Here is a 24,602-nt window from a genome sequence, read left to right as displayed (position 1 = left end):
CCGAGTATGCTAAGTCACTGGAGCCTCAAGGGCCCCGACGCTTTTGGCGAGGTCTCTATAAAATTTATAAAATACGGTCCCGCCAACTGCTCTTCATTAGATCAACTACTTAGTTCGTGTTTTCCCCGACAAATTGGGTTGGTCCCGCGGGTCCCTATTATATACTCTTAGGTAGGGAGGGGCGGTACTCGCTCCGCTCCGCCACTCCCCAAGAACGAGTAAGCAGGCCCAGCAGGATCACAACACCATGGAGGCAGGCATGAATGACTTCGCGGCGGACACCGATGAGGGCGACGAGCGGGTGCTGATGTTCGTGGTGCCGGGTACGCCAATCCCGAAGCCGAGCGCTCGGGGGAAGAACTTCAGCGTGCGGACCAAGCGCGAAGTGGTGGCCCATCGGGAGTTCGTGGCGCGGATCGCAAAAAACGCGGCGGACACGATGCTGCGGGCGGGGGTGGATCTGACGTGGCTGCACGGCCCGGTGCGGATCGATGTCGACTTCCGGTTCCGCCCCCCGCACCGGGCAATGCATCGCGTCGGGCTTCCGCACGACATCAAGCCGGATCGGGACAATTTGTTGAAGCAGCTACAGGACGCGATGGAGGATGCAGGGGTGCTGATCCGGGGGGACCAGAAAGCCAGCGCGGGGGAGCTTCGTAAGACGTGGGCCAGGGAGGCGCGGTCGTTGGTGGTCGTAAGGCCCGACATTCGGCACGCGGTGAGCGGTGAGGGGCCGAGCGGGCCTTCCATGGTGGGGTGGTAGCCGAAGGGGCGACTTGCCCGTCAGCGGGGCTTACAGAGCGAAAAGGGCCAGTTGTGACGCTGGCCCTTTTGTTGTTCTCGGTGGCGGATTATCCGCGCGGTGGCTTTTTCGGGCTCAAGTGGCGCGGTGTGGTGTGCTTGGGTTTCTTGGGTGCTGGGATCGTCTCTGGCTTGGGTGGGAGTTTTCGTTTGGCCCGCGCCTTCCCAACGTTGCATTCCCTGCACATCAGGCCGGGGGTTTTTGCTGTGCAGTGGAGGTGATCCGGACATTCTGGGTGGTAGAGCGCAGCCTTCAGCCCTGCGTCTATGGTGTGAGCCATGTGCTCAGCCTGGAACCGAGTAACCTGCTCCCCCTGAATAATAGAGTTCAACAAAGGAAGAACCTTCTGGTTTAAATGGGTCAGCTTTTTCACTGTAGCCAATAGATGCTCGTTCGAGTTCATAACCTGTTTCCTCTCTTGCTGTGCATCGTCCAACAAGCACTTGAAAATGTCCCGCTCCTGCGTGAGGCTGATGATTTTACCTTCCAGGTAGGCTTCACGTCTGGTCATCGCCCGCCCTCCTTCCGGTTGATCGCGTTTTCCAATGCGGTTTCGATATCGTCGCGCCAGTCGGCGGGTACCCACCATTCTAGACGGATGAAGCCAGGCTCGCGGGCATGGTCGGGACGGGGGCGGTAGTCGGACAGGCAAACCACGTTGCCGGTATCGGGTGCGCGCATGGTGCGGGCTCCTACGCTAACGGTTGCCAGAACCGGTGCTTTCCACGGCACGGACTCCGGGGGTTGGAAACTCGGCGTAGGTCGAGCGCATGCGGCTTTAGGCTTGCGCCCTGGACATTCCCGCATGCCCCCCGGATGTATCTGGCTGGTCGCGTGTCGTGCGAGGTCGCCTACGTCGTATGGAGTTTCCACGCTCCAAGGCGACGGTATGCAGAAAGCGGTTAGCCTGTCAACTTTTGAAAAATGCCGTAGAGCAAGAAAATGGCGAAACCAATCATGTTGAAGGCGAATAGTGCAAGCGTTGCGTAGCCAATGAATATGCCGAACTTCTCCACAAATATCAGTGATTTCGGCTTCTTCTCCCAAGGCTTCTGTCCCATGGTGCGCCCTCCGACGTGGAAAGGCGCACCATAGCGTGTGTGAGGCGGGCTGTCTCAAAGGCCGAGGTGCACCAGGGCGTAGGCAGTGGCCAGGACGATCGCCGGGCCGGTCAGGTGGAACAGGGCGCGGATCATTGCCCGGGGTACTCCTCTCTGAAGGCTATGGCGGGATAGCGTAGCCCGCCCAGGGTGGAGCCGCAGCACTGGCACGGCAACCAGGTGAAGCCGGGGCCGGCCATGCCGTTCGAGGCGATGATGTCCCAGCCGTCCGCCTTGGGCCAGATCCGATCGATGTCGGCGGGGAGCGTGGGCCGGTCGTGCGGCAGGATGTCCGCCTCAATCCAGCCGTTGCAGTCCTCGCAGACTTCCAGGGGATGGTGCGCGAAGCGAGACCGGTGGTTCTGCACGGGCGTCGGGGGCTTCTTGGCGTAGGGGATCATAGTCAAACCGCCGTGACTACGCGGTAACCGCGCGCCTTGAGCCGATCCAGGCCGGGCAGGATGTACCAGTCGGAATAATCACGCGTTTCCAGGTTGTAGTTCGCTCCGAAAACGTCCTTGGCGCCCTTGCGGCCCTTGGTGCAATGGTCGGTCATGGTCGCGCCATCGATCACCAGACCGGACAACGCGGCCGTGAACTTGTCATAGCCTCCGCCGCTGGCGGACCCGGTCTGCACCGTGTCCGGTCCCTTGCCGAAGTTGCAAACCTCGACGAAGCACGTCCCGCCGTGGTGCACGCGAACAGTGGCGACGTGCCGGGCGCCCTTCATGACGACATAGACGGAAATGTTTTTGGTCGCGGCGAAGTCGTGAAAGCGTCTCATCTGTCGATCCTCAATCTGTCGTGGTTTCAGACAATGCGGGCAAGCGAAAGGCGGGTCGCCTCTTTGGCGGCCTCCCTCGCGTCGAAGCCAGCGCGTCGGAGAATGGCGCGGATGCGCCGGGGTGGAGTGCGGCCGGTCGCGGCGCGGCGGTGGTCGGACTGAGTCATGACGTGGCGTCCTCGTCCTCAGACTCGATGCTTGGGCTGACGCACCTGATGATTTCCAGGATGTCATCTCCTACGTCTGGCGAGAGCGGCCCGAAAAACACAAGTTTCGGATTGTCCCATTCGCCGCGAATGCGTGCTCTTATCGCGGTCAGGGCGTTGTATGGGGTCATGCTCGGCCTATCCATCGTCTCATCCTCCCCCGTAGCGAGCGGGTGTTGCCTCATCAGCGCCGGAGCTACCGGCGGACGCGCCTTGGCGCGTCGGTGGTCGGACTGGGTCATGACGTGGCCTCTAGTCCAAGCGCTTCGAAAATCTCACCCATGACGCTGTCAAGGTCGCGGTGCGGGGCGGACCGTTCGGAAACGAAGGCGTCAAAAATCACCGTCGGACAGTCGTCTACTTGCTTCGCAAGAAAGGCGCCCAGTCGATCCGCCTCCGCAACGGTCAGCGTCGCGCTGGTCAGAAACCCGGACGGGCCGTCACAGTATGTCCAGCCAATTAAATATTCATTCATCGTCTCATCCTCCCCCGTAGCGAGCGGGTGTTGCCTCATCAGCGCCGGAGCTACCGGCGGACGCGCCTTGGCGCGTTTCGGCTATCGCTTGCGTTGGTGGGGGAGCTTGCCCTGCATGGCCATTTCGACCCGGTGTTCCGCGAGAATGCGGTGGATATCTTCGCGGCATTCTTCGTTGGTCAGGTCCCGATCGAGCTTGGCGACGAGGTTTTCCCATATGGTGGGTTTGCGGGTCATCGTGTTCCCCGCCGCTTGATCACGCGGACGCGATAGCCATAGGGCGCGCTCTCCATGGAGCGCTTGAGCGGCGCGTATTCCTCCGGAGTGGCAGGGCGAGACCCACGGATGCATGCCTGATAATTCCCGCCGCAATGGCACCCGTCGAAGACGGTGACGCTTCCGCGCCTGTCCCATTCCTCGGAGGGGATGATTGCAAAAATCTCGTGTTGCTTATTCCGCCAGCGACGAAACATCACCGAGGTTTCATCGTCGTCTTGCTTGAAGGTATCGGCCATCGTTCTGTCCTCAGATCATACAAGCGGGTCAACGGTAAGCACGGCTGCCACGATGTGGAGACCGAGCAGGAACGCGGCCAGGAGTAGGATGCAGGCGATTTCGTGGAGCCAGTACAGGAGGCGGGTCATGCGGGGCCTCCGTCTTCGGTGAACTCGTATTCGTTGAGGCGGATGCTTTCATCGACGTTTTCGTCGCTCATGCGGTACTCGTATTCCGCCTCAAGCTGGGAATAAATCCAGTCCGCGAAGGCGCGCAGCGCGTCGCGGATGTCCTCTTCCGCCTCGCAGGTCGGGTCGATGTAGTGCTCGCTTTCCAGGTCAACCGACACCGACATACAGCCGGAGTGGTAATAGCGGCCGCTGTGAGAACAGGACGCCGTCAGGCAGTAAAACGCCTTGCGCTGCGCGTCCTGTAGATCCTTAGCGATTTGGTGCAGTTTGGTATCGGTTGGCGCGTGAGCTTTCACGGCCGCGAGTGCTCCCTTGCGGTAGCGATAGGTGCCCTCGAAGCACGCGCCGTCGCCTTGAGAGGAAAAGCCGGAATACCAGATGCACGGGTCGAAGCGGGTGCTCCCGTTCATCAGCTTCACAGGACGGGTGCGCAGATCAATGCCAAGCAGATCCGCGATGGTCGCAGCGTCCTCATAGGTGCAGCTTGTGTCGGTGTCCTGATTTTCGCACTCGCGCCACCAGTCGCGGGCTTTCTCCTTTGCCTCGTCACTCAATTCATCGAAGTGGCAGAGGGTGCGAACGATTGTCTGTGTGCGGGCCATGATGGTCACCTTTCTGTCGCGGTTTCAGACACTCATGCCAGCAGGCAGCGCGGGGACCGCCTGCTAAGTGAGGGCCCGATTACTCGGCAGCCTCGGATTTCGGCAGGGCGTGCGGGTTGTCGTTGAGCCAGCCCGGGCGGATATCGGGAGTCTTTTCCGGGTCGGCTGCGCGCATCGGCATCAGCACGGCGAGGAAGTCCGGGAACGCGGTGTTGCGGACCACCGCGGGGTCGCGGTGGTCGCCCTGTTCGATGGTAAGAGCGGGAGTTGCACCGCTGAACGGCTTGAAGTTGAACGCTGCCAGATAGGCCGGATTGTAGGACTTGTGCGCGTGGATGGTCTGTGGCTTGAAGGGGACAACCCGGCGCCAGTCGGGAAAGGTGCCGTCGATCACGGAACCGCAGTTGATTGCCAGAGGGGACGGCGCCGAAGCGGCCGCGTCGCCGGCGGTGCGGTCGTGAATGGCGACGGTGGAGCCTTCGACCACGACCATGCGGCCGTCCATGTCATGGCGCCCCGGCTTGCACGCGGCAAGGCCGGTCTTGTTCAGCGACACGATAATGCCGGACTGGTCGGTGTGCGCAGTGGCGTCATAGAACACGCCCATGCGGTGACCGTCGGTGGCGACAAGATAGCAGCCGGGGCGGGTTTGCGCTTTCTCGACGCAAACGCCTTGGAGGTAATAGCGCGTCTGTTCTGTGGAGACGAAGCCGGCTTTGTGGAGGTGGTAGGCGTATTCGGCGGAGAAATAAGTGGTCATGGTCTGCACTCCGTTCTGTGGGGTTGTTGGTCTCTGTCTGTCCCCAATCCCTACACTAGTGATTTGTAGGGTGTCAATGGCAATAATCTGGCGACAGTCTGTCGGGATGGCGGATTGTAGGGAGAGGTGACGGGTTGCTTGGCGATTGATAGGATATTTCTATGGGAAAGAAGGCAATCGTAGCGTCTACCGAAAAGCGGACGGTGTTCGTCCGAAAGCTCTCGGATGGAATGAAGCCAATCGACGCGGCACGCGCGGCCAAGTTCGCCAATCCGGCAACGGAAGCGTACCGGCTGATGCGGGATCCGGAGATTGTGGAGGCAGTCCGCGAAGCGGGGGACGCGCGGAGCGCAGGGCTCATTGGAGCGGCGCTTTCGACGTGCGCGCGCCTGATGGACGAGAAATATCCTCCAGTAACTCAACTAGGGGCTGCAAAGACCATATTGGAGCACGACCGCCAGCTCCGAAAGACCAATGATGACAATGGCTTAGACGGCAAGAACCCTACTCAGATGACGGACGACGAGCTTATGGCAAGCCTCATTCGGGTGCGGGAAAGGATGCGGGAAGTAGAGGGTAGCGCCCCGCAAGACGCCCCATCACAACCTCAACTCACTGAACACAAAGAGTAATTCACTACACTGACAACGTAGCGCGGGCGCATTGATGCAGCCCGCCGGGGCCATGAGGCCAGGCAGAGACTTTGACCCCTGGGTGGGGGGTCTCGATCCGCGCGCAATTACCTATTCCCCTGTCCCGACAAATTTTTCGCCCCTCCAGCTTTTGCACCCCTCCGATTTGTCTGTTGACATTGCAGACAACAACCGACAGTCTGTCGCAAACAACGAGGAGGCATCAACATGACTTCAACTGGAGCAAGTCCCCGCGGAAGCGCAGAGTTCAGCCCGTGTGGCGAGCACCGTCTCCGCCTCGATCGCTGGTGGGCGGACGGCCCCCGCGCTCTGATCGGCCTGGCCAATCCGAGCAAGGCCGGCGGCGACGTGAACGACCCGACCGTTCACCGGGGCATGGCTCTGACCAGGGAGCGGGCCGCCGGCATGACCTATGTCAACCGGGACAGCTACATCGCGACCGATCCGGACGACCTGACGCGGTGGCGCCTCCGCATGCGGCGGGAGAGCCCCGCTGATCTGGATCGGATCGAACGCACGAACCTCGATTTAATCCGCGAACTGTCGGCAGGCGCCGCGATCCGGATCATCGCCTGCGGGAACCTTGTGCAGATGCCACGGCTACCGCCGTTCCTGGCCGCGTTGTCGCTCGACGGAAAGTATCCGGTCTACTGCTTTGGCCTCACGCAACACGGAGCGCCGAAGCATCCACTGGCCCGGGGCAAGTCGTTCATCAAGGCGTCCGACCCGCTGGTGGACCGCATCCATACGGCCCTGACCCACATCAACCGCCGCGCCAACACGATCATTCACCTGACCGAGCTGCTGGCCGAGCAGACCGCGCGGCTGGAGCGCCGCATCGGTCAACGAGACGGCTGAGCCCGGCAGGGCTCAGCGCATAGGGCCCGTCCCGTTTCACATCCTGCCGGATTGGCGGGGCGGGTCCGATGAAACAGGAGAGAGAGCATGCCGAAGTTCCGAAAGAAGCCAGTGGTTATCGAAGCCGTGCGAATGCCAACCGAGGCGTTCGACTTTGCCCCCATAGCTCGCGCGGAAGTCATGGAGCAGATCGAGCAATTTATGGTCGGCGCCAAGGCTCGCTGGCGGGGTGGAAGCATCGACATCACCACGCTCGAAGGTGTCATGACCGCCAGTCCGGGCGACTGGATCATCAAGGGTGTGAAGGGCGAGTTCTATCCGTGCAAGCCGGACATTTTCGAGGCGACTTACGAGCCCGCCTAACCCCGATCAGCGTCAACGGCTCTCTCCTCGGCCCGGATGGAGCGTAACGGGCTAGGTGCGAGTTAGGGGAGAAGCAAGCGCCTCCACGGCCGTTGGCGCTGAGCAGTGAATGAAGGAGGTCGGTTTAGCGGTGGGTTGGCCCATCGCTTGGTGGAACGGGTGCTTAACACCAACACCCCCGGCTCACCGCTAAGCCGACCACACAGCCCGCATAGGGCGGAAAGGAGAATGAGGATGAGCGAAGAACGCATCAAGGTCGTCCGCGTCCTGACCTACGAAGGGACGCGCGCGCAGATCGAGCACAATTTCAGCCTGCGCGGGGTGCGGGAGGGCGTCGAGACCCCTGGCCCGCTGAAAATCCACGAGAGTTTCCCTGATGGGGCAAACGGCGTGGATGTGACCATCGACCGCCGCAGCCAATACCCCGAGTGCCCGTGCCCAGGCGCGCGCATGAAGATGGGGGTGGGCGCATGACCAAGCCCCTGTGCATCTACCACGCCAACTGCGCCGACGGCTTCGCCGCGGCATACGTGGTCTGGCGGTACTATGACGAGGTCGTGGATCTGCACCCCGCGAGCTACGGCAACACGCCGCCCTGCTGCGATGATCGCGACGTGATCATGGTCGATTTCAGCTACAAGCGCCCCGTGCTCGGCGTCATCGCGCAGGAGGCACACTCTCTGCTGGTGATCGATCACCACAAGACGGCCGCCGAGGACCTGGCGGACTTCGATGTCGGGAACACCCGCATCGTGTTCGACATGGAGCACAGTGGCGCGATGCTGGCGTGGAGGGAGTTCTTCCCGAAAGACCTGCCGCCCTTGCTGATCGAGCATATCGAAGATCGCGATCTCTGGCGGTTCAAGATCGACGGTTCGCGCGAAGTCCATCTCGGGCTGATGTCCCGCCCGATGTCGATGGCCCACTGGCACGCGCTCATGTGCGGAGGGTCGAAGTCCAGGGGCGAGCTGTGGCGCGACGGCACGGCCATCAAGTCCCACCAGGACAGGTGCATCGCTGACGCGATCCGCGATGGCGTCCATGATCTGGTCATCGGTCAAGTCACTGTCCCCGCCCTCACCTGCTCCTATCAGTGGGCCAGCGAGGCAGGCAACGCCATGGCGGTCGATCATCCGTTCGCGGCCTGTTACGGCCGGTCGGCCAACGGGGAGTGGGTCTTCTCCCTGCGCTCCAATGACGAGGGCATGGACGTATCGGCCATCGCGCAGCAGTACGGTGGCGGAGGCCACCGCCACGCGGCGGGCTTCCGCATCAGGTCCTTGGATAACCTGTAGTCTAAATCATCCCTCTGGCATTGCTGGCCGACTGTCTGTAGTATGTTGGCCAGCATTGACCACACCAGGGATGCCAATCTGTGGCTCAGCCTCCGGCATACGAGAGACAGGCGGACTTCTCCGCCTTCGCCGCGGCCAACCCGGCGACCCCTCACTCCGGCGTCAACCTGGATGCGGAGTTTAATCGCATCAAGGCTACGTCGGATGCCGTTCGCACCAACCTGGCGCTGATCCAGCGCGACGACGGCCAGATCGCAAGCCAGGCCGTCGGCATCGACCAGCTCTCCCCCGAGATCGATTTCGGCCTGCGCACGGTCGCCGACTGGGTGACCGCGACGGCGTATCGCCTGCGCGACGGCGTCTATGAGTCGTCCAAGCTCTATCGCTGTGTGGTGGCTCACACGTCCGGCACGTTCGCGACCGATCTGACGGCGGAGTATTGGGTCGAGGTCGTTGACCTGGATGGTGGTGCCGCCGACGCCGCTGCTGCCGCTGAAGCCAGCGCCACCGCGGCAGCGAGCAGTGCCGGCACAGCCTCCTCCTCGTCGGCCACGGCTGTCGCAGCGGCCAGCGCCGCCTCTGACAGCGCCGACGCCGCCGCTGCTTCCGCTGTCGAGGCGGCCGCTGCCACGGGCGGGCTGCGGGTGTCGAGCAACGACACGACCCCCGCTGACCTAGAGGCAAAGCTCCTCCCCGGCCCCGGCATCAGCCTGACCACGCAGAACGGCGGCGGGAACGAAACCCGGACAATCTCCTATAGCGGCCACGGCGAGAACATCCGTGCGGCCCTTGGTCTGTGAGGTGAGGAATGGCTAACCCTTTGATTACAGGAAGCATGCCGCTGAAGCAGTGGGCGGGCTCATACGAGTTCTCCACCACCAGCGCCATCAACGTGATCAGCAACAGCTCCGGGTCGGACGCGGTCGTCGATGTCGACCACATGTCGCTCAGCAACGTGGACGGCACGAACGCGGCGACCGTGACCATTGCTCGCTACAATCAGGACGGCACGGCGCTGTTCAGCGAGGCCGGGACCGAGACGACCGCCGGGGCCAACGTCATCGACGGAACGGGCGTCGACATCATCGTCGGGTTGACGGTGCCGGCCGGCGGGAAAGTCGTGTTCTACGACAAGCAGGCACCCGGTCGGCTGCTGGAGAACCAGAGCTACGTCATTACGCCCAGCGCGGGTGCGGACGTCACGGTTGACCTGGCCTGGACCACGAAGGGCGGGTCCTGATGCCCCGGGAGATGTACATCGGCGGTAGCCCCTCCGACCGTGTCGTTCGTCGGGTCAGCGACTTTACCGGCGCCGCGGGCGGTGCGGTCGGCCCCCAGGGAACTTGGATCGTCAGCGAAGGCGACGCAATGTTGGCCGGAACAGATCTCGGTCCGCTGGCGACGGCGATCGACAATGCGCCGTACAACCATGTCCTTTCGACGGGGGTTGCGCCAGCATCCGGCAAATATTACGGCGAAATTCTGGTGATCGTCGGCACAAACATCGTGATCGAGGTCGGAGTAACGGAACTCGATACGAGATTCGGTGCGGGGGTGCCGGCGGGGAACTCAGGGTCGAGTGCTCTGGGGTACAACTTCGCAAATGGCACGAGGCGAACCGATCTTGGTGGCTCGACAGCGAGTCCTGGCCTCGGCACTTGGCCGGGCGATGAAAAGGGTGTGATCCTTCAAGTCGCCTATGACGGTCCGGGCGCCAAGCTATCGGTCGGTTTTAATGGTTCCTTCGGCACGCAGGATCCATCTGCAGGGACTGGCACGGCGTTCTCGGGGTTCACGGTGTCTGGCGACGTCCGGCTCTGCGTCGCGCTCTATTCGAAATACGACACGGCCATCTTGCCGGCGACGCTGACCTATACCCCGCCCTCCGGTTTCACCACGTGGGGGTCGTGAGATGAGCGACCTTTACAGCCACCAGGGTTCGGGCCCGGCGCCTCTGCCGATGCTTCCGGGTACGGCGACCCCTCATATTCGGATCGGGCGGCGCGTCTACACTGGCGAAGCGATCACCGCCTCCCGGTTAGCTGCCGCGGGCTATACCGGGTCGCATCCGGTGCCGACGTACGACCCCGCGACCGAGTGGCCGGCCAACTGGAATGGCACCGCCTGGATCGTGTCGGACATGCCGGTCGCCGCCCGCAAGGGGCGCATGAAGGCCGCCGCGACGCAGCACAGGTGGGAGGTGGAGACCGGCGGCATCACGGTGTCGGGCGTCCCGGTGGCAACCGACGCCCTGACGCAAGCCAAGCTCAGCGGAGCGCGCCAGCTCGCCCAGGACGACGACCAGATCACGATCAAATGGAAGAGTGCGGACGGAACGTGGGTGACGTTAGACGCCACGGCCGTAACCGCCATCGCCCGCGCGGTGGGGCTCCACGTCCAGGCGTGCTTCGCCCAGGAAGAAGCCCTCCACGCGGCGATCGATGATGCCGCTGACCACGACGACCTGGATCTGATCAACACCACCACCGGCACGATTACCACGATCGTCGAGGGCGAGCCGGTCGAGAGCGACGGGTGGCCTTCCTGATGGACGTAGACGTTGTGACCCTGGGCACGCTCCAGCTTGTCGGCACCGTGATCGCCTTGCTGTTCACGGGTTCCGGAATGCTGATCGCCGGCCTCATGTGGGTCGAGAAGCGAAGCACGCACCGGTCGGAGGTCTTGCACCAAAGGATCGAACGGGTGCGCGAGGAGTGCATGCGGCGCGACGAGATGGAGCGCATTCTGCGCGGCGTCCAGGGCGACTTTGACAAGATATCCACGGGGATGCGGGAGGGGTTCTCCGGCCTCACCACGCGGATCGACGCCATGATGATCCGCACCTCCTCCCATGTTAGCGAGCGTCCGCGCGATGGCTGACGCCACCATCGACTTCTCCCGCGAGGCGGAGCTTGCGGCGCTGCGCAGCGAGGAGCTGGCGGCTGTCCGGCTGCTGAAGATCCGCGCCGCGCGAGAGAACCTGCTGGACTTCATCGAGCTGATGATGCCGGACCCGGAGTTCTCCGAGGACGCCTCCAAGACATCGTATACCGCGAAGCCTCACCACAAGCTGATGATCGGCGCGGTCGAGCAGGTCGAGCAGCGCAAGATGATGCGCTCCGCCTACAGCCTGCCGCCGCAGCACGGTAAGACCACGATCCTGTCGCTCATGGGCATGGCCTGGATCATCGGTCGCCGGCCTCGCTGGGACATCATCGTCGGCACCTACTCCGAGGACCGCGCACAGAAGGTGGGCTCCGAGCTGCGCGACATTCTCCAGTCTGCCGCCTTCCGCCAGGTGTTTCCGAAGTGCGTCATGAAGAAGGGCTCCAAGGCGAAGGACGACATGGAGTTTGTGCTGGGCGGCTCGATCACTCTACGTGGGCGCGGCAACGGCACCACCGGCTATTCCTGCGACCTGTTCGTCATCGACGACCCGATCAAGGACCACGTCGAGGCGGCGTCGGCCGCCGTGCTCCAGCAGTGCAAGGACTGGTATTCGTCAGTCGCCTTCTCCCGCGTGCGCGCTACCACGCCGATCATGATCGTGCACACGCGCTGGAATGAAGACGACCTGATCGGGTGGCTGTGCGACCCGGAGCACCCGGAGAACATCGCCAAGCCCGACCGCTGCGCCAAGTGGAAGTACCTCAACATCCCGGCCATCGTGGACGACCCCGAGCTTGCCGAGCTGCTGGGCATTGAGCCGGGGGGCGCGCTGTGGCCCGAGGAGTTCCCGCTGGAGCTTCTGGACGAGGCCAACGACAACGACCCCAGGATCTTCTCCGCCCTGTACCTGGGGCGGCCGAGCCCGGCCGATGGCGACTTCTTCAAGGCCACGCATATCGTCCCCTATCAGGCCCACAACCGGCCGCCTGTCGGGCGCATGCGGATCTACGCCTCCAGCGACCACGCGGTGGGTCTGAAGCAGCGCAACGACCGGACGTGCCTGCTGATCGTCGGCGTCGACCAGGACAACGCGATCTGGCTGCTGGACTCGGTGTGGGGGCGGATCGACAGCGCCAAGACCGTCGAGGAGATGCTGCGGCTCATGAAGGAGTGGCGGCCCCTCGTCTGGTGGGCGGAGAGCGGTCATATCTCCAAGTCGATCGGGCCGTTCCTGCGCAAGCGCATGCAGGAGGAGCGGGTCTACATCAACATCGTCGAGCAGGTGCCGTCGGCCGACAAGGTGACGCGCGCCCAGGCCATCCAGGCCCGCGGCTCCATGGGTATGGTGCGGTGGCCGGTGGCAGCGCCCTGGTACGAGCGAGCCCGCGCCGAGACCCTGAAGTTCCCGAACGGCAAGCATGACGATTTCGTGGATGCCCTGGCCCACATCGGCCTCGGGCTGAACCTTCAGTCGAAGCCCAAGCGGGACGGAGTGGCGACCACGGACAGCGGATACGCGCCTGTCGGGTCGCTGAACTGGATCAAGCAGGCCGCCAATGATGAACGCCGGGAGCGCGCGCGCACTCTGGCCATGGGAGACAGGTAATGGGCATGCGTCAACGCGAGCCGGCGTCGCCGTACCTGGTGCAGAGCGGCATGGACGATCAGCCCGACCCGATGCGGGTGCCGGAGGACGAGAAGCGCAAGCTCCGCCGCGAGGAGGACAACGCCGGTATTCCCGAGCAGCGCAAGCGCCTGGTCAACTCCCTGCTGGACAATATCCGGCACGATGAAAAGCACCACGCCCCCGCCTTCAAGCGCATGAAGGAGGACATGGCCTTCGTGTCCGGCAAGCAGTGGAACGGCCAGACCGACGCCGACAACCGGTACGTCCTGAACATCTGCCTCCAGCACATCCTCAACCGCACCTCCGCGCTCTACGCACGCGACCCGAAGGCCATCGCCAAGCGTCGCCCCCGGCTGGACTTCGCGGTGTGGGACGAGCGCCCCGAGAGCATCATCGCCGCCAAGCAGACGGTGATGATGTACGAGCAGCAGGTGGAGGCGCTGGCGCAGGGCGGTGCTCCTGGCGAGGCCGCGGCGATCGAGCCGCCCGAGACGGCCATGGCCATTCTGGACGACTTCGCCCAGGGCATGGACGCGCGCGAGCAGATGAACCGCTACGCCAAGACGCTCCAGATGCTCTACGAAAACCAGCAGGGGCAGGTCGAGCCGACCTTCAAGGAGTGCATCAAGCAGCTTGTCCGGCGGGTCGAGTCCACGGGCGTCGGCTATGTCGGCGTCGGCTTCCAACGGATCACCTCCCGCCAGCCCGACGTGGTGGCAAAGATCGCGGACGCTACGGCGACCTTGCGCAAGATCGAGCGGCTGTCGGCCGAGCTGGACGACGGGGAGACGGAGGTCGATAGCGCCGAGGCCGAGGAGCTGCGCCTGATGCTCCAGCAGCTCCAGGCTGAACCGGAGAACGTGGTCGTCAGCGAGGGTCTGACCTGGGACTTCCCGAAGTCCACGAGCGTCATCCCCGACTGCATGACCCGGCACCTGAAGGGGTTCGTCGGCGCGCGCTGGGTGACGCGGAAGCACTTCATGACGGTCGACGCCGTCAAGGAGACCTACGGCGTCGACCTCAGCGAGAAGAACTTCACGCGCTATCACAGCATGCACATGAAGTCCGCGCACGTCTGGGCGTCGAGCAAGCCCGGCCCCAAAGAGGATATGTGCTGCGTCTACGTCATGGAGTGCAGGGCCGATAACCTGATCTACACGATGGTCGACGGCTATAGCGACTTCCTGGAGGAGCCGCGCCCGCCGTTCGTCGCGATCGAGGGGTTCTGGTCGCTCCAGGCACTCACCTTCAACGACATCGAGGAAGAAGACGCTCTGTTCCCGCCGTCGGACGCGCGCCTGCTGCGGCACCCGCAGAAAGAGTACAACCGCACGATGGAGGCCCGCCGGCAGCACCGGATCGCCAATCGCCCCCTGTATGCGGCGGCGCAGGGGTCCATCCCCGAGGACGACGTTCGCGTTCTGGCCAACGCCCAGGACCACGATGTGCTGTTCCTGACCGGCCTACAGCCCAACGGCAAGGCAGGGGACCTGATCTCCGAGGTTCCGCGCACCGCGATCGACCCGAACCTGTACGAGACGGAGACTGTCTTCCAGGACTTCACCCGCGCGAGCGGCAGCCAGGAGGCCACATTCGGCAGTCTGTCCAGCGGCTCGGCCACCGAAGCGTCCATCGCGGAAGGCAGCCGGGTGTCGTCGCTTCAGTCCAACGCGGACGACCTGGACGAGCTGCTGTCGATGATCGCCCGCAAGAGCAGCCAGATCCTTCTGCTGGAGTTCTCGGCGGAGAAGGTCAAGGAGATCGTGGGGCGCGGGGCCATGTGGCCGACGCTGACGCGCGCGGATGTCGCCAAGGAGCTGTATCTGGAGATCGAGGCGGGCAGCACCGGCCGGCCGAACAAGGCCCAGGACATCGCGAACCTGGAGCGCCTGTCGCCGCTGCTGCTGCAAGTCCCCGGCGTTACGCCCGCGTGGCTGGCGCGCAAGGCTGTCGAGACCCTGGACGACCGGGTGGATATCGGCGAGGCGGTCAACGAAACCCTCAAGCAGTCCATCACCGGCATCAACGCAATGGCCAAGCCCGGCACGGGCGACCCGTCCAGCGACCCCGCCCAGCAGGGCGGCCAGGGCGGCGACAACGCGAGTAAAGCGGCACCCGCCAGGGCAGGCCCACAGCCCGACTACACCCCCGCGAGCGGTCGCACTAGCGGCGGAGAGGTCGCGGGCCGGGCCTGAGTCCTGACGCAGAAGCGTCTAGGCGGTGGCCACATGTTGATCGTTTGTTGGTTTTGCCGACAGAATGTAGTAAGTTGGGACCGACACAAACCAGGAGGACGCTAAATGCCCCCGATTGAGGAGGGTGCCGGTTCGTCTCCGGCCGAAGATATCGTTACGGCCCCCGTCGAGGGACAGGTCGATACAGACGCTAATCCTGCGGGCTCGTCTGCCGCGGACAAGACTGAACCGGACGCTAAATCCGAACGGGCCGCCGGCCTCGACCTGACGCTTAAAGCGTTGGAGAAGGCCCCCAAGGCGGAGACCGGCGGCGAGGCCGCGTCTACCTCGAAGGGAGAGGACGGGAAAGCGAAGGCGGACGCGGAGGCGAAGCCGGGAGAGAAGGCCGAGGAGGCCGAGGACCCCGATGCCAAGCTGCCGTTCCACAAGCACCCGCGCTGGCAGGAAGTCACCAAGGAAAACGCCACGCTGAAGGAGGAAGTCTCCTCCATGAAGGCGGACGTTGAGCAGTTCCGTGCGATCGAGGAGTTCCGGCAGGGCCACGGCCTTGAGGTCACCGAAGTTTCGGATGGCTACAAGATCATGGCCCTGATCAAGAACAGCCCGGCGCAAGCCCTTCCGTACCTGAAGGGGCTGGTCAAGGACATCGAGGGCATCACCGGGCACACGCTGCCCGAGGATCTTCAGGCGGAAGTCGACGCCGGCGGCATCACGGAGGAACGGGCGCGGGAGCTTTCCATCGCCCGCGCCACCACGGCCACCATGACGACCAGGCAGAAGGAAGCCCACGAGCGTCAGACCACGGAGCGGCGCGCAGCCCTTGGCGAAGAACTTGCCGGTGCAGGCCAGCAGTGGGCGGAAGAAGCCCGCAAGAGCGACCCCGAATACTCCCGCAAAGAGAAGCTGGTGGTGAAGGAGATCAGGGCGATCCTGCATGGCGATCCGAGCCGAACCCCGAAGACCGTCGCGGATGTCCGCGCGCTTTCGGACGAGGCGCTGAAGAACGTCAATGCGGAGCTTTCGGAGATCATGCCGAGACGCCCCACACCTCCCTCTCCGGCCGGCATGTCCGCGACCGCCGTTACTGCCGCCAAGAGCGGCCCGGCGACGCCTCTGGACGTTACCAGGCGCGCGCTGGGGCTGTAACGGCCTGACCAATGGGAGCTTCGGCCATGGCCGATTTTACCGCGCAGGAAGTGGCGAACATCTTCAACGCGCATCTCGACGAGTACATGAAGGGGGACGCCACCCCTCAGAACCTCCAGGACCGCCCGACCATGGGCGAGTTCCGCAAGAACCAGGACACCTTCTCCGGTGGCCGGGGCTCGATCCGCGGCAACGTCGTGGGCGACTACACCACCACGTTCATGGGCTATGTCGGCTCGGACACGGTGACCTACGCCAACCCGGCGAACCTCAAGCAGTTCTCCTGGGAATGGTTCGAGCTGCATGCCGGTATCAGCCTGACGCACTCCGAGCTGAAGCGCGACGGCATCTCCGTCACCGACAGCACGACCGGCGAGAGCACGTCCGAACACAGCAACCGGGCGCTGCACACGATCACCGGGCTGATGAAGAACAAGGTCAGCGACATGAAGGAGGGCTCCGAGCGCTCTTTCAACGAGATCATGTGGCTTGACGGGACGCAGTCCGCGAAGGTGTTCCCCGGCATCCAGGCGATCGTCCGCGATGACCCGACCACCGGCATCGTCGGCGGCATCGACGCCTCCACCAACCCGTGGTGGCGCAACCGCTCTCTGGTGGGGTCGAGCAAGATCGTCTCGTCCACCTCCAGCCAGACGCTGACCAAGAAGCTGCGGAGCGAGTATCGCCAGCTTCGCCGCTACGGCGGCCGTCCGACCATCTGGCGTGCAGGATCGACCGCCATCGAGAAGATGGAGGCCGAGATCCACGAGAAGGGCACGTATACCGACTCCGGCTTCATGAAGTCGGGGGCGACCGAGCTTGGCATGCCGTCGGTGACGATGAAGGGCGTCGGCCAGTGCGTCTACGACCCGACGCTCGACGACCTGGGCCGCGCGGACTTCATGTACTTCATGGACCCGCGGCACATCAAGCTCTGCACCATGGAAGGGGAGGATTGGAAGTCCCACGCCCCTGCCCGCCCGGCCGACAAGTACACCCTCTATCGGGCGGTGACCTACACCGGCTGCATGAAGGCCGACAAGCTCAACTGCCACGCCGTCTATCAGGTCTCCTGATCGGCACCATTCACACCCCTGGTCGCTGACGCGATCAGGGGAACGGAGGAACGAACCATGTCACACTCTGTTGTTGAACTGGTGCTCGCGTCGGCAGTAGCGACCGACGGCACCTTTACGGTGGGATACCCCGCGGGCAAGTCCAAGGGTGATTTCATCAACGGCTCCGACCATCGCATGGTCGCCCTTCAGGCGGATCATCGCGTCGGCAAGGGCTTCACCATCGCCTTCGGCGACACGGCGGCCACCGTGACCTGGAAGGGGACCACGACCATCCCCGCCAGCTCGCGCGTGTGGGTGCAGCTCGACGAGAGCGGCAGGGACTACCGGGACGAACATCTGATCAACAAGGCGGTCTCCGCGACCCCGATGCTGATCTCGCTGGGCTCCCCGGACACGGCCGACCCGAACGGTGCTGTCGAAACCCAGGCGTGTACCGCGGCCGGCGGTCTCGCCACGGGCTTCAATGGCGTCTACGGCACCGATGGCAGCGATCGCGCCATCTTCGACGTGCCCCGTGCCCCGGTGGCCGCGTGGACCACTGAGGCCGTTCTGACCCTGACCTGCAAGGACGAGTACGGCAACCTTGTCGTCATGTCCTCTGGCTCGGGGACGGCACTGACCGGCACCAAGGCGGTCAAGGAGATTATCTCCGTGTCGTCCAGCGTGGATATTACCGGGCTTACGGTCGGCACATCCGATGTCCTGGGCCTGCCGTTCTTCCTCCGCGATCCGAACATGATCACGGCGGAGTTCCAGAACGACAGCCTGATCTCGGGCGGCGGGCAGAAGGTGTTTCTGCCGTGGCAGTACAACGCCACGCAGATCAACGCCGGCACGCCCTGGTATCTGGTCTGCCCGGTCTACGGGAACATCACCGGCATCCGTAGCGCGGTCGAGATCGCGTTCACGACTGGCGGCGACATCACCGTCGAGGTGACCGGGACGCCGGTTGACGGCCTGTCCATGGCTGTCGACACCGGGGCCGCCGGCACGCTGGACTCCGACACCCCGACCCTGGGGCACGCCACCACGGCGGTCGCTCCGGGCGTCAGCATTGAGGTTATCGGGTCCGCCGGCTTCGACAGTGCCGGGGCGCTCAATGGCGTCCTGGAGATCACGCAGTCGGGCGGTCAGCTCGGCGTCTACGTTGCCGGCTCTCAGGCCGTCGGCACCGCCACCTCGGGCGATGTCCGGGGCACGCTGGACCCGCTCACCGCCTGCGACGGCGTCACCTCCTTTGCGATCGTGGCCCTGGTCGACGACCCGAACTACCTGGGCGCTCCGCAGTACGCGGGCTGACCCCCAGCCAACCAACAGACCGGGGCGACAGCGCCCCGGTCCTTCCCCTCACCCTGGAGGACCCAATGGAACTGTACAACGCGACCGTGCTGCACGGCGGCCGTCTGGAGATGGCCATCCCGAAGAACAACCTGACTGTTCCCGAGATCGCCATTCTGCGCCACCTCCACGGCAGCGACGCGGTCAAGGAGATCCACCCCTGCGGCTCCACCAAGCGCCAGCACACCATGGAGCTGGACCGACTGCGGCACCTCTACCAGAAGCGCCTCGCGGACGGCCCGCACCCGATCGAGGAGCTGTGGCCGGGCACGCAGCAGCAGAACCTTCCGACGACGCTCTCGGATATCGGCATCGGCCGCGACAGCCCGTACCTGGGCTCCCGTCCGAAGTCGGCTCCGCCGGAGGATGCGATCAACTACTACCGCATGGACGACGTGGACGACACGCCGTACTCCGATGACGAGGAGGCCGACCTGGACGCCGCTGCTGCCGAGGAGGTCGCGAAGTCCGAGGCCACCGCCAAGGCCGCCGCTGCGAAGCCCGCTGCGCCCGCGAAGCCGGCTGCTGCCGCCTCCCCCCAGCCGGCGGCCTGATCCATGCCGGTCGGCGTCGCTCTCGAACAGCTTGTCGCCGAACTTCGGGCGGAGACCCTGCGCGCCACCGACCCCGCGCAGGGTCTCTCCGAACGTGAAGGGCTCGTGCACGCGCTCCGGCGCACGCAGCGGGTGCTCTATGACAGCCACGAGTGGCGGTTCCTCAATGCCGACTGGCGGCTCCCGCTCCGGGCGGGGCAGCGGTTCTATGATGTCCCGTCGGGGCTGAGCATCGAGAAGATGAACTCGGTGGTCGTCAAGTGGGGAGAGAACCTTGTTCACCCGTTCGAGCGCGGTGTCGGGTTCGAGGAGTACAACGTCCATGAGAGCGAAGGCGTCCCCGCCACCGCGACGTTCACGATCACCTACGGTGAGCAGGCCGCGGCCGTGGGTGGGTTCACCGTCAACGCCGGCACGGCGGGAAGCTCCAACAAGATCACGTCGATCACGGTGGACGGCACAGAGCTGCTGGGCTCCGAGGTACTGTGGCTGACCAGCCATACGGCCTTCGCTGCCGCGCTCGCCGTCGGCGTCAACAACTACACCGCCACCTCCGGCTATACCGCGACCAGCGTGGGGCCGGCGCTGAGCGTATACGCGAGCCCCGATGACGGCGACAGCGCCAACGGGCGAACCGTGGCCGCCACGGTCGGTGGGGACGTGACCGTCACCTCTGTCGCGAACATGGCCTCGGGCGTGGACAACCGCATTGCCTCCGTCCTGGTGGACGGGCTGGACATCCTGGATGCGCCGGTCGGATGGCGCACCTCGAACGTCGCCACCGCCACCGCCGTAGCGGCGCAGATCACCGCCGCCAGCACTGTGCCGGCCTATACGGCAACGGCTCAGGGCAACCAGGTCACGATCGCCGCCGGGGTTACGTCGGCCTCCACCTCCAACGGCCTCACGGCGACCGTGAGCGTCGAGGGCGCGGTGACGGCAGGCACCCCGACCGCCTTCTCCGGCGGAACCTCCCAGGAGCGCGCAGACCCGCCGCAGCGCTGGGACATCAAGGACGCGGGGTCCGGGCCGCAGATCGAGATATGGCCGGTGCCCGCCTCGAACGGCAGCGTTCTTCAGATTTCCGGGGAGCGCGCCCTGCGCCCTCTGGTGGCCGACACCGATATCTGCACGCTGGACAGCGATCTGATCGTGCTCCACGCGGCCGTCGGGCTCACCAAGGACAAGGACCGCAAGGCAGAGCTGACCACCGCCGCCGTCGCCAAGCTCAACTATCTGAGGGCCAATCAGTCCAAGGGGTCCAAAGGGTTCAACTTTGCTACGGGCGGGCAGCAGAGCACGCGCCTGCCGCAAGATCGCATCCTTACCGCCACCCGCGTCGAGATCAACTCGTAGGAGCCGGCGTTGGCGTATCTGGTCATTGAGGACTTCAAGCGCGGGCAGGACGACCGGAAGTCCAAGCTCACCCTCCCGTCGGGCGCGCTGGTGTCGCTGGTCAACGGCTACATCAACCGCGGCGGCGAGGTTAAGAAGCGCAAGGCGTTCGTTTCCACCTACACGCTCCCCGAGGACGCGACGACCGGCATGGCGAGCGCCGGCAACGCGCTTTATGTCTTCGGCTCCAGCGGAGCCTACGCCACCACCTCATTCGAGGTTACGGCGGGCACGCTGAACGCCGGCACCAACCGGGTGACGGGCATCACCGTCGACTCCATCGAGATCCTGGGCGTGGCCGTCGATTGGGTTGAGAGCCACGCTGCCACCGCGACCGCGCTTGCCGCGCAGATCACCGCCTACGTGTCGACGCCCAACTACACCGCGACCGCCGACGGCGCAGTCGTCACCCTGACGGCGTCCGCCATCGGCACGGCCGCGAACACGCTGGCCGTCGTGGTGGGGGTGGCAGGCAATGTCACGACATCCACGCCGGATGCTATGTCCGGGGGCATCGCCGCTCCGGTGACCCCCTCGGGGGTGGATTACATCCGCATGCAGCACCCGACCCCGGCAACCGCTCTGTCGGCAGTGCTGTTCACCGACATCTTCGACGGTAAGGTCTACTCGGTCGGGGAGTTTGCCGACGCCTCAATCCATCACTTCTATGACGGCGTGCGGGTGGCCGACTGGTTCGACGGCCGCGCGCGCGGCAGCTTCACGGTGGCATCCGGCGGAGCTGGTGCCGGCACCAAATCCACCACGCAGTTCGAGATCACCGCCGGCACCAGCTCCGCCGGCACCAACAAGGTTACGTCCGTCGCGGTCAACGGTGTCGAGATCCTGGGGTCAGCCGTGGATTGGGTGACATCGCACTCGGCGACCGCCACGGCCGTTGCTGCGGCGATCACCAGCTACAGCTCGACGCCCAACTACACCGCCGCTGCCGTCGGCACCATCGTCACGGTCTCGTATCCGACCGTCGGCAGCCTGCCGAACGGCTACACCGCGACCGTCGGCGTGGCCGGCGACGTCACGACCACGGCTCCTCCGGCGATGGCGGGCGGTGTCGATGCGAGCCAGATCACCGAGATCACCGTCAACGGCGAGGACGTGCTGGGCACCGCGATCAGCTACGGCGCGACCGCCGCTGCGACCGCCGCCGATATCGCGGCGCAGATCGACACCTATTCATCGACCCCCGAGTATACCGCCTCCGCCCAAGGGGCGACGGTGTTCATTCTCGCCGCGGTGGACAGCGGGGTTGCCCCGAACGGATACGAGATTGCCGTCACGACCACCGGCGACGTCGCTGTGTCCGGCGTATCGGCCTTCTCTGGCGGTGAAAGCTCCGAGGAGACCTTCACTCCCGGCGAGAGCGTCCGGACGGTGGGCACGAAGATGTACTCGACCAGCGGGTCGCTGATGCACTTCTCCGGCGTGAACCAGCCGACCAAGTACACTGGCGATGCTATCGGATCCGGCTTTGTCAACATGTCCAGCCAGGCATCCGGTTCGGAGACGCTGGTCGCGATCGAGGAGTTCTTTTCCTACATTGCGATCTTCGCGTCGAAGGCGATCCAAATTTGGTCGGTGTTCGCCGACGACGAGCAGAACCGTAAGGTCCAGGTGCTCAAGAACCAGGGCTGTGTCGCACGTCGATCGATCGTGCCCTACAACGACGGCGAGGTGGTCTATCTGGCGGAGAGTGGGGTCAAGTCGCTCCGCGCTCGCGACAGCACCAACGTCGCCAGGGTGACGGACATCGGTGACGCCATCGACGAGACGGTGATCGCGCAGATGGCGGCCGTGACGGCGACGCAGAAGGAGCGCGCCTTCGCCGTGGTGGAGCCCTCCGACAACCAGCTCTGGATGGTCATCGGCACTCAGATCCACGTCCTGTCCTTCTACAAGGAAAGCACCATCGCGGCGTGGTCAGTTTTCTCCCCCGGCCTGGAGTTCACGGACGCAACGGTCATCGGCACCAAGCTGTATCTCCGCGCTGGCGACGCAATCTACGTCTACGGCGGCGCGGACGGGTCCGACTTCGGCTCCGACTATATGGTCACGGTCGAGCTTCCGTTCGTGAACGCCCGGCGCATCGCGACCTGGAAAAGCTGGGAGGCGATCGATCTCGCGGCCGAGGGGACGTGGGACGTGGACATGGCGCTCGATGTGCGCAACCCGGACACCTACACCGACCTCGCGAATATCAACGGCCCGACTTATTCCGACCTTGCGTCGGGCGTGGCCGCGAACGCCACCAACATCGGCCTTCGCCTCCAGCACCAGGCCGCCGGCGACGCCACGCTTTCCAACATCGCGCTGCACTACGAAGCCAATGAAGCTGGTTGAGTTCAGCCCCGATCGGGTTCGGCACATCGCCCGCAACATGCGGGCCGATGACCGTGCAGAGGTGCACGCGACCCGATGGGATGACGATGACGACCGGCTGGCCGCGGAGGTGTGCGCCTACCCGACGAAGTTGCGGTGGGTGGCCTGCCATGGCGACGAGCCCGTGGCCGTGATCGGGGCGGTCAATATGTGGCCAGGGAACTTTTCCGTCTTCATGTTCGCGACAGACAATATCCAACATATCGGATTATCTCTGACAAGGTTCGCGAAATACCGTATGATCCCAACGCTACTTGACATGGGCGGGTGGCGTGGTGAGGCCCGATCCGCGGCCTTCCACACTGAGGCCCATCGGTGGCTTGAGGCCCTGGGGGCACGACGTGAGAGCACGTTGGCCAACTACGGCAAGAACGGAGAAGACTTCTACAACTACGTCTGGACCCGCCCCGATGTGTCTTAGCGCCCCCTCTCCGCCGGATACATCTGCTGCCGACGCCGAAGCCAATCGCCAGGAGCAGGAGAACCGCGAGCGCGAGCGCCAGGAGCGTAACGAGCGCGAGGAGCGCGAGCAGGCCCGTCTGGCCCAGGAGCGCGCGGACCGCCTCGCCTGGGAAGAGGAGCAGCGCCGACTGCAAGCTGACCAGCTCCGTCGGGAAGAAGAAGCTGGTCAGCGCATCCGCGAGCAGCAAGACGCGGACATCGCAGCCGCCGAGGCTCAGGCCGACCGGGTATCGCAGTACCAGACCGCGCGCGGCAGTCGCGAGGCGGAGCTTCAGGCGCAGATCAACAACGCATTCTCCGGCTATGACGATGCCTATTTCCAGGGGTTCGAGAGCGACTATCTCGCCTACTACAATCCGGTCATTGCGCAAAACGCGAACGAAGCGAAGCGCTCCGCCACCCTGGCGCTCGCGCAGAACGGCAACCTGCAAAGCTCCGCCGCGACCCGGCGCTTCGGCCTGCTGGACGAAAAGCTAGCCAGCGAGCAGGCGCGCATCGCCCAGGAGGCGTCCGACGCCGCCGCGAGCTACCGCAGCAACATTCTGGACCGCCGCCGGGCGCTGCTCGATCAGGCGCTCAGCTCCACGATCCTGGGCGACCCGGACCTGATCCCGACCGACATCGGGCAAACGCTCTCCGACCTGGATCGTCGCGTGACGGCCTTCACCCCGCAGATCGAGGCCGGGGCCGCCGTGGATCGGCCGACCTTCGGAGAGGTCGGCAACGCCTTCCTGGACGTGGCGACCACCGCGAACACGGCCGACCCCGCGGGAGCTGAGGCTGATGCCCAGGCGTCCAACTTCTCCAGCGCCCTCAAGGCCCCGGTGTCCGAGGGCAGCCTGTCGGTTGTCGGTGCCCAGCCGGAGGCGCAGAAGAAGAAGGCGGCAGCGAAGCCGGCTGCCTCCCTTTACGGCGTCACGGCCGCGTGAGGTAGCGCCC

General features: G+C 64.5%; 32 protein-coding genes and 1 other RNA gene. 21 read left to right on the top strand and 12 right to left on the bottom strand.

Features of this window, described 5'->3' with window-relative positions; all coding sequences use genetic code 11:
* Nucleotides 1-259: 259 nt before the first annotated feature.
* Complete coding sequence (locus tag T8K17_RS11370) at nt 260-763, top strand: RusA family crossover junction endodeoxyribonuclease (RefSeq protein ID WP_322334624.1); 504 nt, start codon at nt 260-262, stop codon at nt 761-763.
* An 88-nt stretch (nt 764-851) separates the two neighbouring features.
* Here the strand turns inward: T8K17_RS11370 and T8K17_RS11365 are convergent, their stop codons facing one another.
* The 12 genes from T8K17_RS11365 to T8K17_RS11310 all read right to left on the bottom strand — a co-directional run bounded on the left by T8K17_RS11365 (nt 852) and on the right by T8K17_RS11310 (nt 5,415).
* Nucleotides 852-1,313 carry a hypothetical protein gene (locus T8K17_RS11365; protein WP_322334623.1) on the bottom strand — a complete coding sequence of 154 codons (462 nt, stop codon included), beginning with the start codon at nt 1,311-1,313 and terminating at the stop codon, nt 852-854.
* Nucleotides 1,310-1,483 (bottom strand): hypothetical protein, encoded by a 174-nt coding sequence (locus T8K17_RS11360; RefSeq protein ID WP_322334622.1) that lies wholly within the window; start codon nt 1,481-1,483, stop codon nt 1,310-1,312. Before T8K17_RS11360 ends, T8K17_RS11365 begins: the two co-directional genes overlap by 4 nt.
* A 221-nt stretch (nt 1,484-1,704) precedes the next feature.
* Entirely contained in the window at nt 1,705-1,863 is a 159-nt protein-coding gene (locus T8K17_RS11355) for a hypothetical protein (RefSeq protein ID WP_322334621.1), read from the bottom strand.
* Nucleotides 1,864-1,994: 131 nt separating this feature from the next.
* Complete coding sequence (locus T8K17_RS11350; protein WP_322334620.1) at nt 1,995-2,303, bottom strand: hypothetical protein; 309 nt, start codon at nt 2,301-2,303, stop codon at nt 1,995-1,997.
* A 2-nt stretch (nt 2,304-2,305) separates the two neighbouring features.
* Nucleotides 2,306-2,686 carry a hypothetical protein gene (locus T8K17_RS11345; RefSeq protein WP_322334619.1) on the bottom strand — a complete coding sequence of 127 codons (381 nt, stop codon included), beginning with the start codon at nt 2,684-2,686 and terminating at the stop codon, nt 2,306-2,308.
* A gap of 163 nt (nt 2,687-2,849) precedes the next feature.
* Nucleotides 2,850-3,134, bottom strand: coding sequence for a hypothetical protein (locus T8K17_RS11340; protein WP_322334618.1), 285 nt, complete (start codon nt 3,132-3,134; stop codon nt 2,850-2,852).
* A complete protein-coding gene (locus T8K17_RS11335) occupies nt 3,131-3,367 on the bottom strand; it encodes a hypothetical protein (RefSeq protein ID WP_322334617.1) in 237 nt (78 codons plus the stop codon). The genes T8K17_RS11340 and T8K17_RS11335 overlap by 4 nt, the downstream gene beginning before the upstream one ends.
* A gap of 24 nt (nt 3,368-3,391) precedes the next feature.
* An RNA gene (locus tag T8K17_RS11330) (hammerhead ribozyme type II) lies at nt 3,392-3,450 on the bottom strand.
* Complete coding sequence (locus T8K17_RS11325) at nt 3,449-3,604, bottom strand: hypothetical protein (protein WP_322334616.1); 156 nt, start codon at nt 3,602-3,604, stop codon at nt 3,449-3,451. Before T8K17_RS11325 ends, T8K17_RS11330 begins: the two co-directional genes overlap by 2 nt.
* Nucleotides 3,601-3,882, bottom strand: coding sequence for a hypothetical protein (locus T8K17_RS11320; RefSeq protein ID WP_322334615.1), 282 nt, complete (start codon nt 3,880-3,882; stop codon nt 3,601-3,603). Before T8K17_RS11320 ends, T8K17_RS11325 begins: the two co-directional genes overlap by 4 nt.
* 125 nt (nt 3,883-4,007) lie before the next feature.
* Nucleotides 4,008-4,655 carry an antitoxin of toxin-antitoxin stability system gene (locus tag T8K17_RS11315; RefSeq protein ID WP_322334614.1) on the bottom strand — a complete coding sequence of 216 codons (648 nt, stop codon included), beginning with the start codon at nt 4,653-4,655 and terminating at the stop codon, nt 4,008-4,010.
* A gap of 79 nt (nt 4,656-4,734) precedes the next feature.
* Nucleotides 4,735-5,415 carry a hypothetical protein gene (locus tag T8K17_RS11310; RefSeq protein WP_322334613.1) on the bottom strand — a complete coding sequence of 227 codons (681 nt, stop codon included), beginning with the start codon at nt 5,413-5,415 and terminating at the stop codon, nt 4,735-4,737.
* Between the two features lie 161 nt (nt 5,416-5,576).
* Here T8K17_RS11310 and T8K17_RS11305 point away from each other — a divergent pair, with 161 nt between their 5' ends.
* From T8K17_RS11305 to T8K17_RS11210, 20 genes are all read left to right on the top strand, one after another.
* Complete coding sequence (locus tag T8K17_RS11305) at nt 5,577-6,047, top strand: hypothetical protein (protein ID WP_322334612.1); 471 nt, start codon at nt 5,577-5,579, stop codon at nt 6,045-6,047.
* A 228-nt stretch (nt 6,048-6,275) separates the two neighbouring features.
* Complete coding sequence (locus T8K17_RS11300) at nt 6,276-6,926, top strand: DUF1643 domain-containing protein (protein ID WP_322334611.1); 651 nt, start codon at nt 6,276-6,278, stop codon at nt 6,924-6,926.
* 87 nt (nt 6,927-7,013) lie between these two features.
* Complete coding sequence (locus T8K17_RS11295; protein ID WP_322334610.1) at nt 7,014-7,289, top strand: hypothetical protein; 276 nt, start codon at nt 7,014-7,016, stop codon at nt 7,287-7,289.
* 234 nt (nt 7,290-7,523) lie between these two features.
* On the top strand, nt 7,524-7,763 hold the full coding sequence (locus T8K17_RS11290) for a hypothetical protein (RefSeq protein WP_322334609.1): 240 nt from the start codon (nt 7,524-7,526) through the stop codon (nt 7,761-7,763).
* On the top strand, nt 7,760-8,584 hold the full coding sequence (locus T8K17_RS11285) for a DHHA1 domain-containing protein (RefSeq protein ID WP_322334608.1): 825 nt from the start codon (nt 7,760-7,762) through the stop codon (nt 8,582-8,584). Before T8K17_RS11290 ends, T8K17_RS11285 begins: the two co-directional genes overlap by 4 nt.
* 80 nt (nt 8,585-8,664) lie before the next feature.
* Nucleotides 8,665-9,384 (top strand): hypothetical protein, encoded by a 720-nt coding sequence (locus tag T8K17_RS11280; RefSeq protein WP_322334607.1) that lies wholly within the window; start codon nt 8,665-8,667, stop codon nt 9,382-9,384.
* Between the two features lie 8 nt (nt 9,385-9,392).
* Nucleotides 9,393-9,824, top strand: coding sequence for a hypothetical protein (locus tag T8K17_RS11275; protein WP_322334606.1), 432 nt, complete (start codon nt 9,393-9,395; stop codon nt 9,822-9,824).
* Nucleotides 9,824-10,495 (top strand): hypothetical protein, encoded by a 672-nt coding sequence (locus tag T8K17_RS11270; RefSeq protein WP_322334605.1) that lies wholly within the window; start codon nt 9,824-9,826, stop codon nt 10,493-10,495. The genes T8K17_RS11275 and T8K17_RS11270 overlap by 1 nt, the downstream gene beginning before the upstream one ends.
* Nucleotides 10,496-10,655: 160 nt before the next feature.
* Nucleotides 10,656-11,132: a DUF4376 domain-containing protein gene (locus T8K17_RS11265; protein ID WP_322334604.1), complete on the top strand. Its 477-nt coding sequence runs from the start codon at nt 10,656-10,658 to the stop codon at nt 11,130-11,132.
* The gene (locus T8K17_RS11260) at nt 11,132-11,464 is read left to right on the top strand and encodes a hypothetical protein (RefSeq protein WP_322334603.1); all 333 of its coding nucleotides are present in this window, start codon (nt 11,132-11,134) and stop codon (nt 11,462-11,464) included. Before T8K17_RS11265 ends, T8K17_RS11260 begins: the two co-directional genes overlap by 1 nt.
* On the top strand, nt 11,457-13,079 hold the full coding sequence (terL, locus tag T8K17_RS11255; RefSeq protein WP_322334602.1) for a phage terminase large subunit: 1,623 nt from the start codon (nt 11,457-11,459) through the stop codon (nt 13,077-13,079). Before T8K17_RS11260 ends, terL begins: the two co-directional genes overlap by 8 nt.
* Complete coding sequence (locus tag T8K17_RS11250; protein WP_322334601.1) at nt 13,079-15,295, top strand: hypothetical protein; 2,217 nt, start codon at nt 13,079-13,081, stop codon at nt 15,293-15,295. The genes terL and T8K17_RS11250 overlap by 1 nt, the downstream gene beginning before the upstream one ends.
* Before the next feature lie 105 nt (nt 15,296-15,400).
* Nucleotides 15,401-16,441, top strand: coding sequence for a hypothetical protein (locus tag T8K17_RS11245; RefSeq protein ID WP_322334600.1), 1,041 nt, complete (start codon nt 15,401-15,403; stop codon nt 16,439-16,441).
* A 26-nt stretch (nt 16,442-16,467) separates the two neighbouring features.
* A complete protein-coding gene (locus T8K17_RS11240) occupies nt 16,468-17,517 on the top strand; it encodes a phage major capsid protein (RefSeq protein ID WP_322334599.1) in 1,050 nt (349 codons plus the stop codon).
* 57 nt (nt 17,518-17,574) lie between these two features.
* On the top strand, nt 17,575-18,819 hold the full coding sequence (locus T8K17_RS11235) for a hypothetical protein (protein WP_322334598.1): 1,245 nt from the start codon (nt 17,575-17,577) through the stop codon (nt 18,817-18,819).
* Between the two features lie 65 nt (nt 18,820-18,884).
* Nucleotides 18,885-19,412: a hypothetical protein gene (locus T8K17_RS11230; RefSeq protein WP_322334597.1), complete on the top strand. Its 528-nt coding sequence runs from the start codon at nt 18,885-18,887 to the stop codon at nt 19,410-19,412.
* 3 nt (nt 19,413-19,415) lie between these two features.
* Nucleotides 19,416-20,768, top strand: a complete 1,353-nt coding sequence (locus T8K17_RS11225) for a hypothetical protein (protein ID WP_322334596.1) — start codon at nt 19,416-19,418, stop codon at nt 20,766-20,768.
* A gap of 9 nt (nt 20,769-20,777) precedes the next feature.
* On the top strand, nt 20,778-23,162 hold the full coding sequence (locus tag T8K17_RS11220; protein ID WP_322334595.1) for a hypothetical protein: 2,385 nt from the start codon (nt 20,778-20,780) through the stop codon (nt 23,160-23,162).
* Entirely contained in the window at nt 23,149-23,622 is a 474-nt protein-coding gene (locus T8K17_RS11215) for a hypothetical protein (protein ID WP_322334594.1), read from the top strand. The genes T8K17_RS11220 and T8K17_RS11215 overlap by 14 nt, the downstream gene beginning before the upstream one ends.
* Entirely contained in the window at nt 23,612-24,592 is a 981-nt protein-coding gene (locus tag T8K17_RS11210; RefSeq protein WP_322334593.1) for a hypothetical protein, read from the top strand. The genes T8K17_RS11215 and T8K17_RS11210 overlap by 11 nt, the downstream gene beginning before the upstream one ends.
* Nucleotides 24,593-24,602 lie beyond the last annotated feature (10 nt).

It is taken from the genome of Thalassobaculum sp. OXR-137 (assembly GCF_034377285.1).
Classification (GTDB): domain Bacteria; phylum Pseudomonadota; class Alphaproteobacteria; order Thalassobaculales; family Thalassobaculaceae; genus Thalassobaculum.
This window is presented reverse-complemented; position numbering and strand designations above follow the sequence as displayed.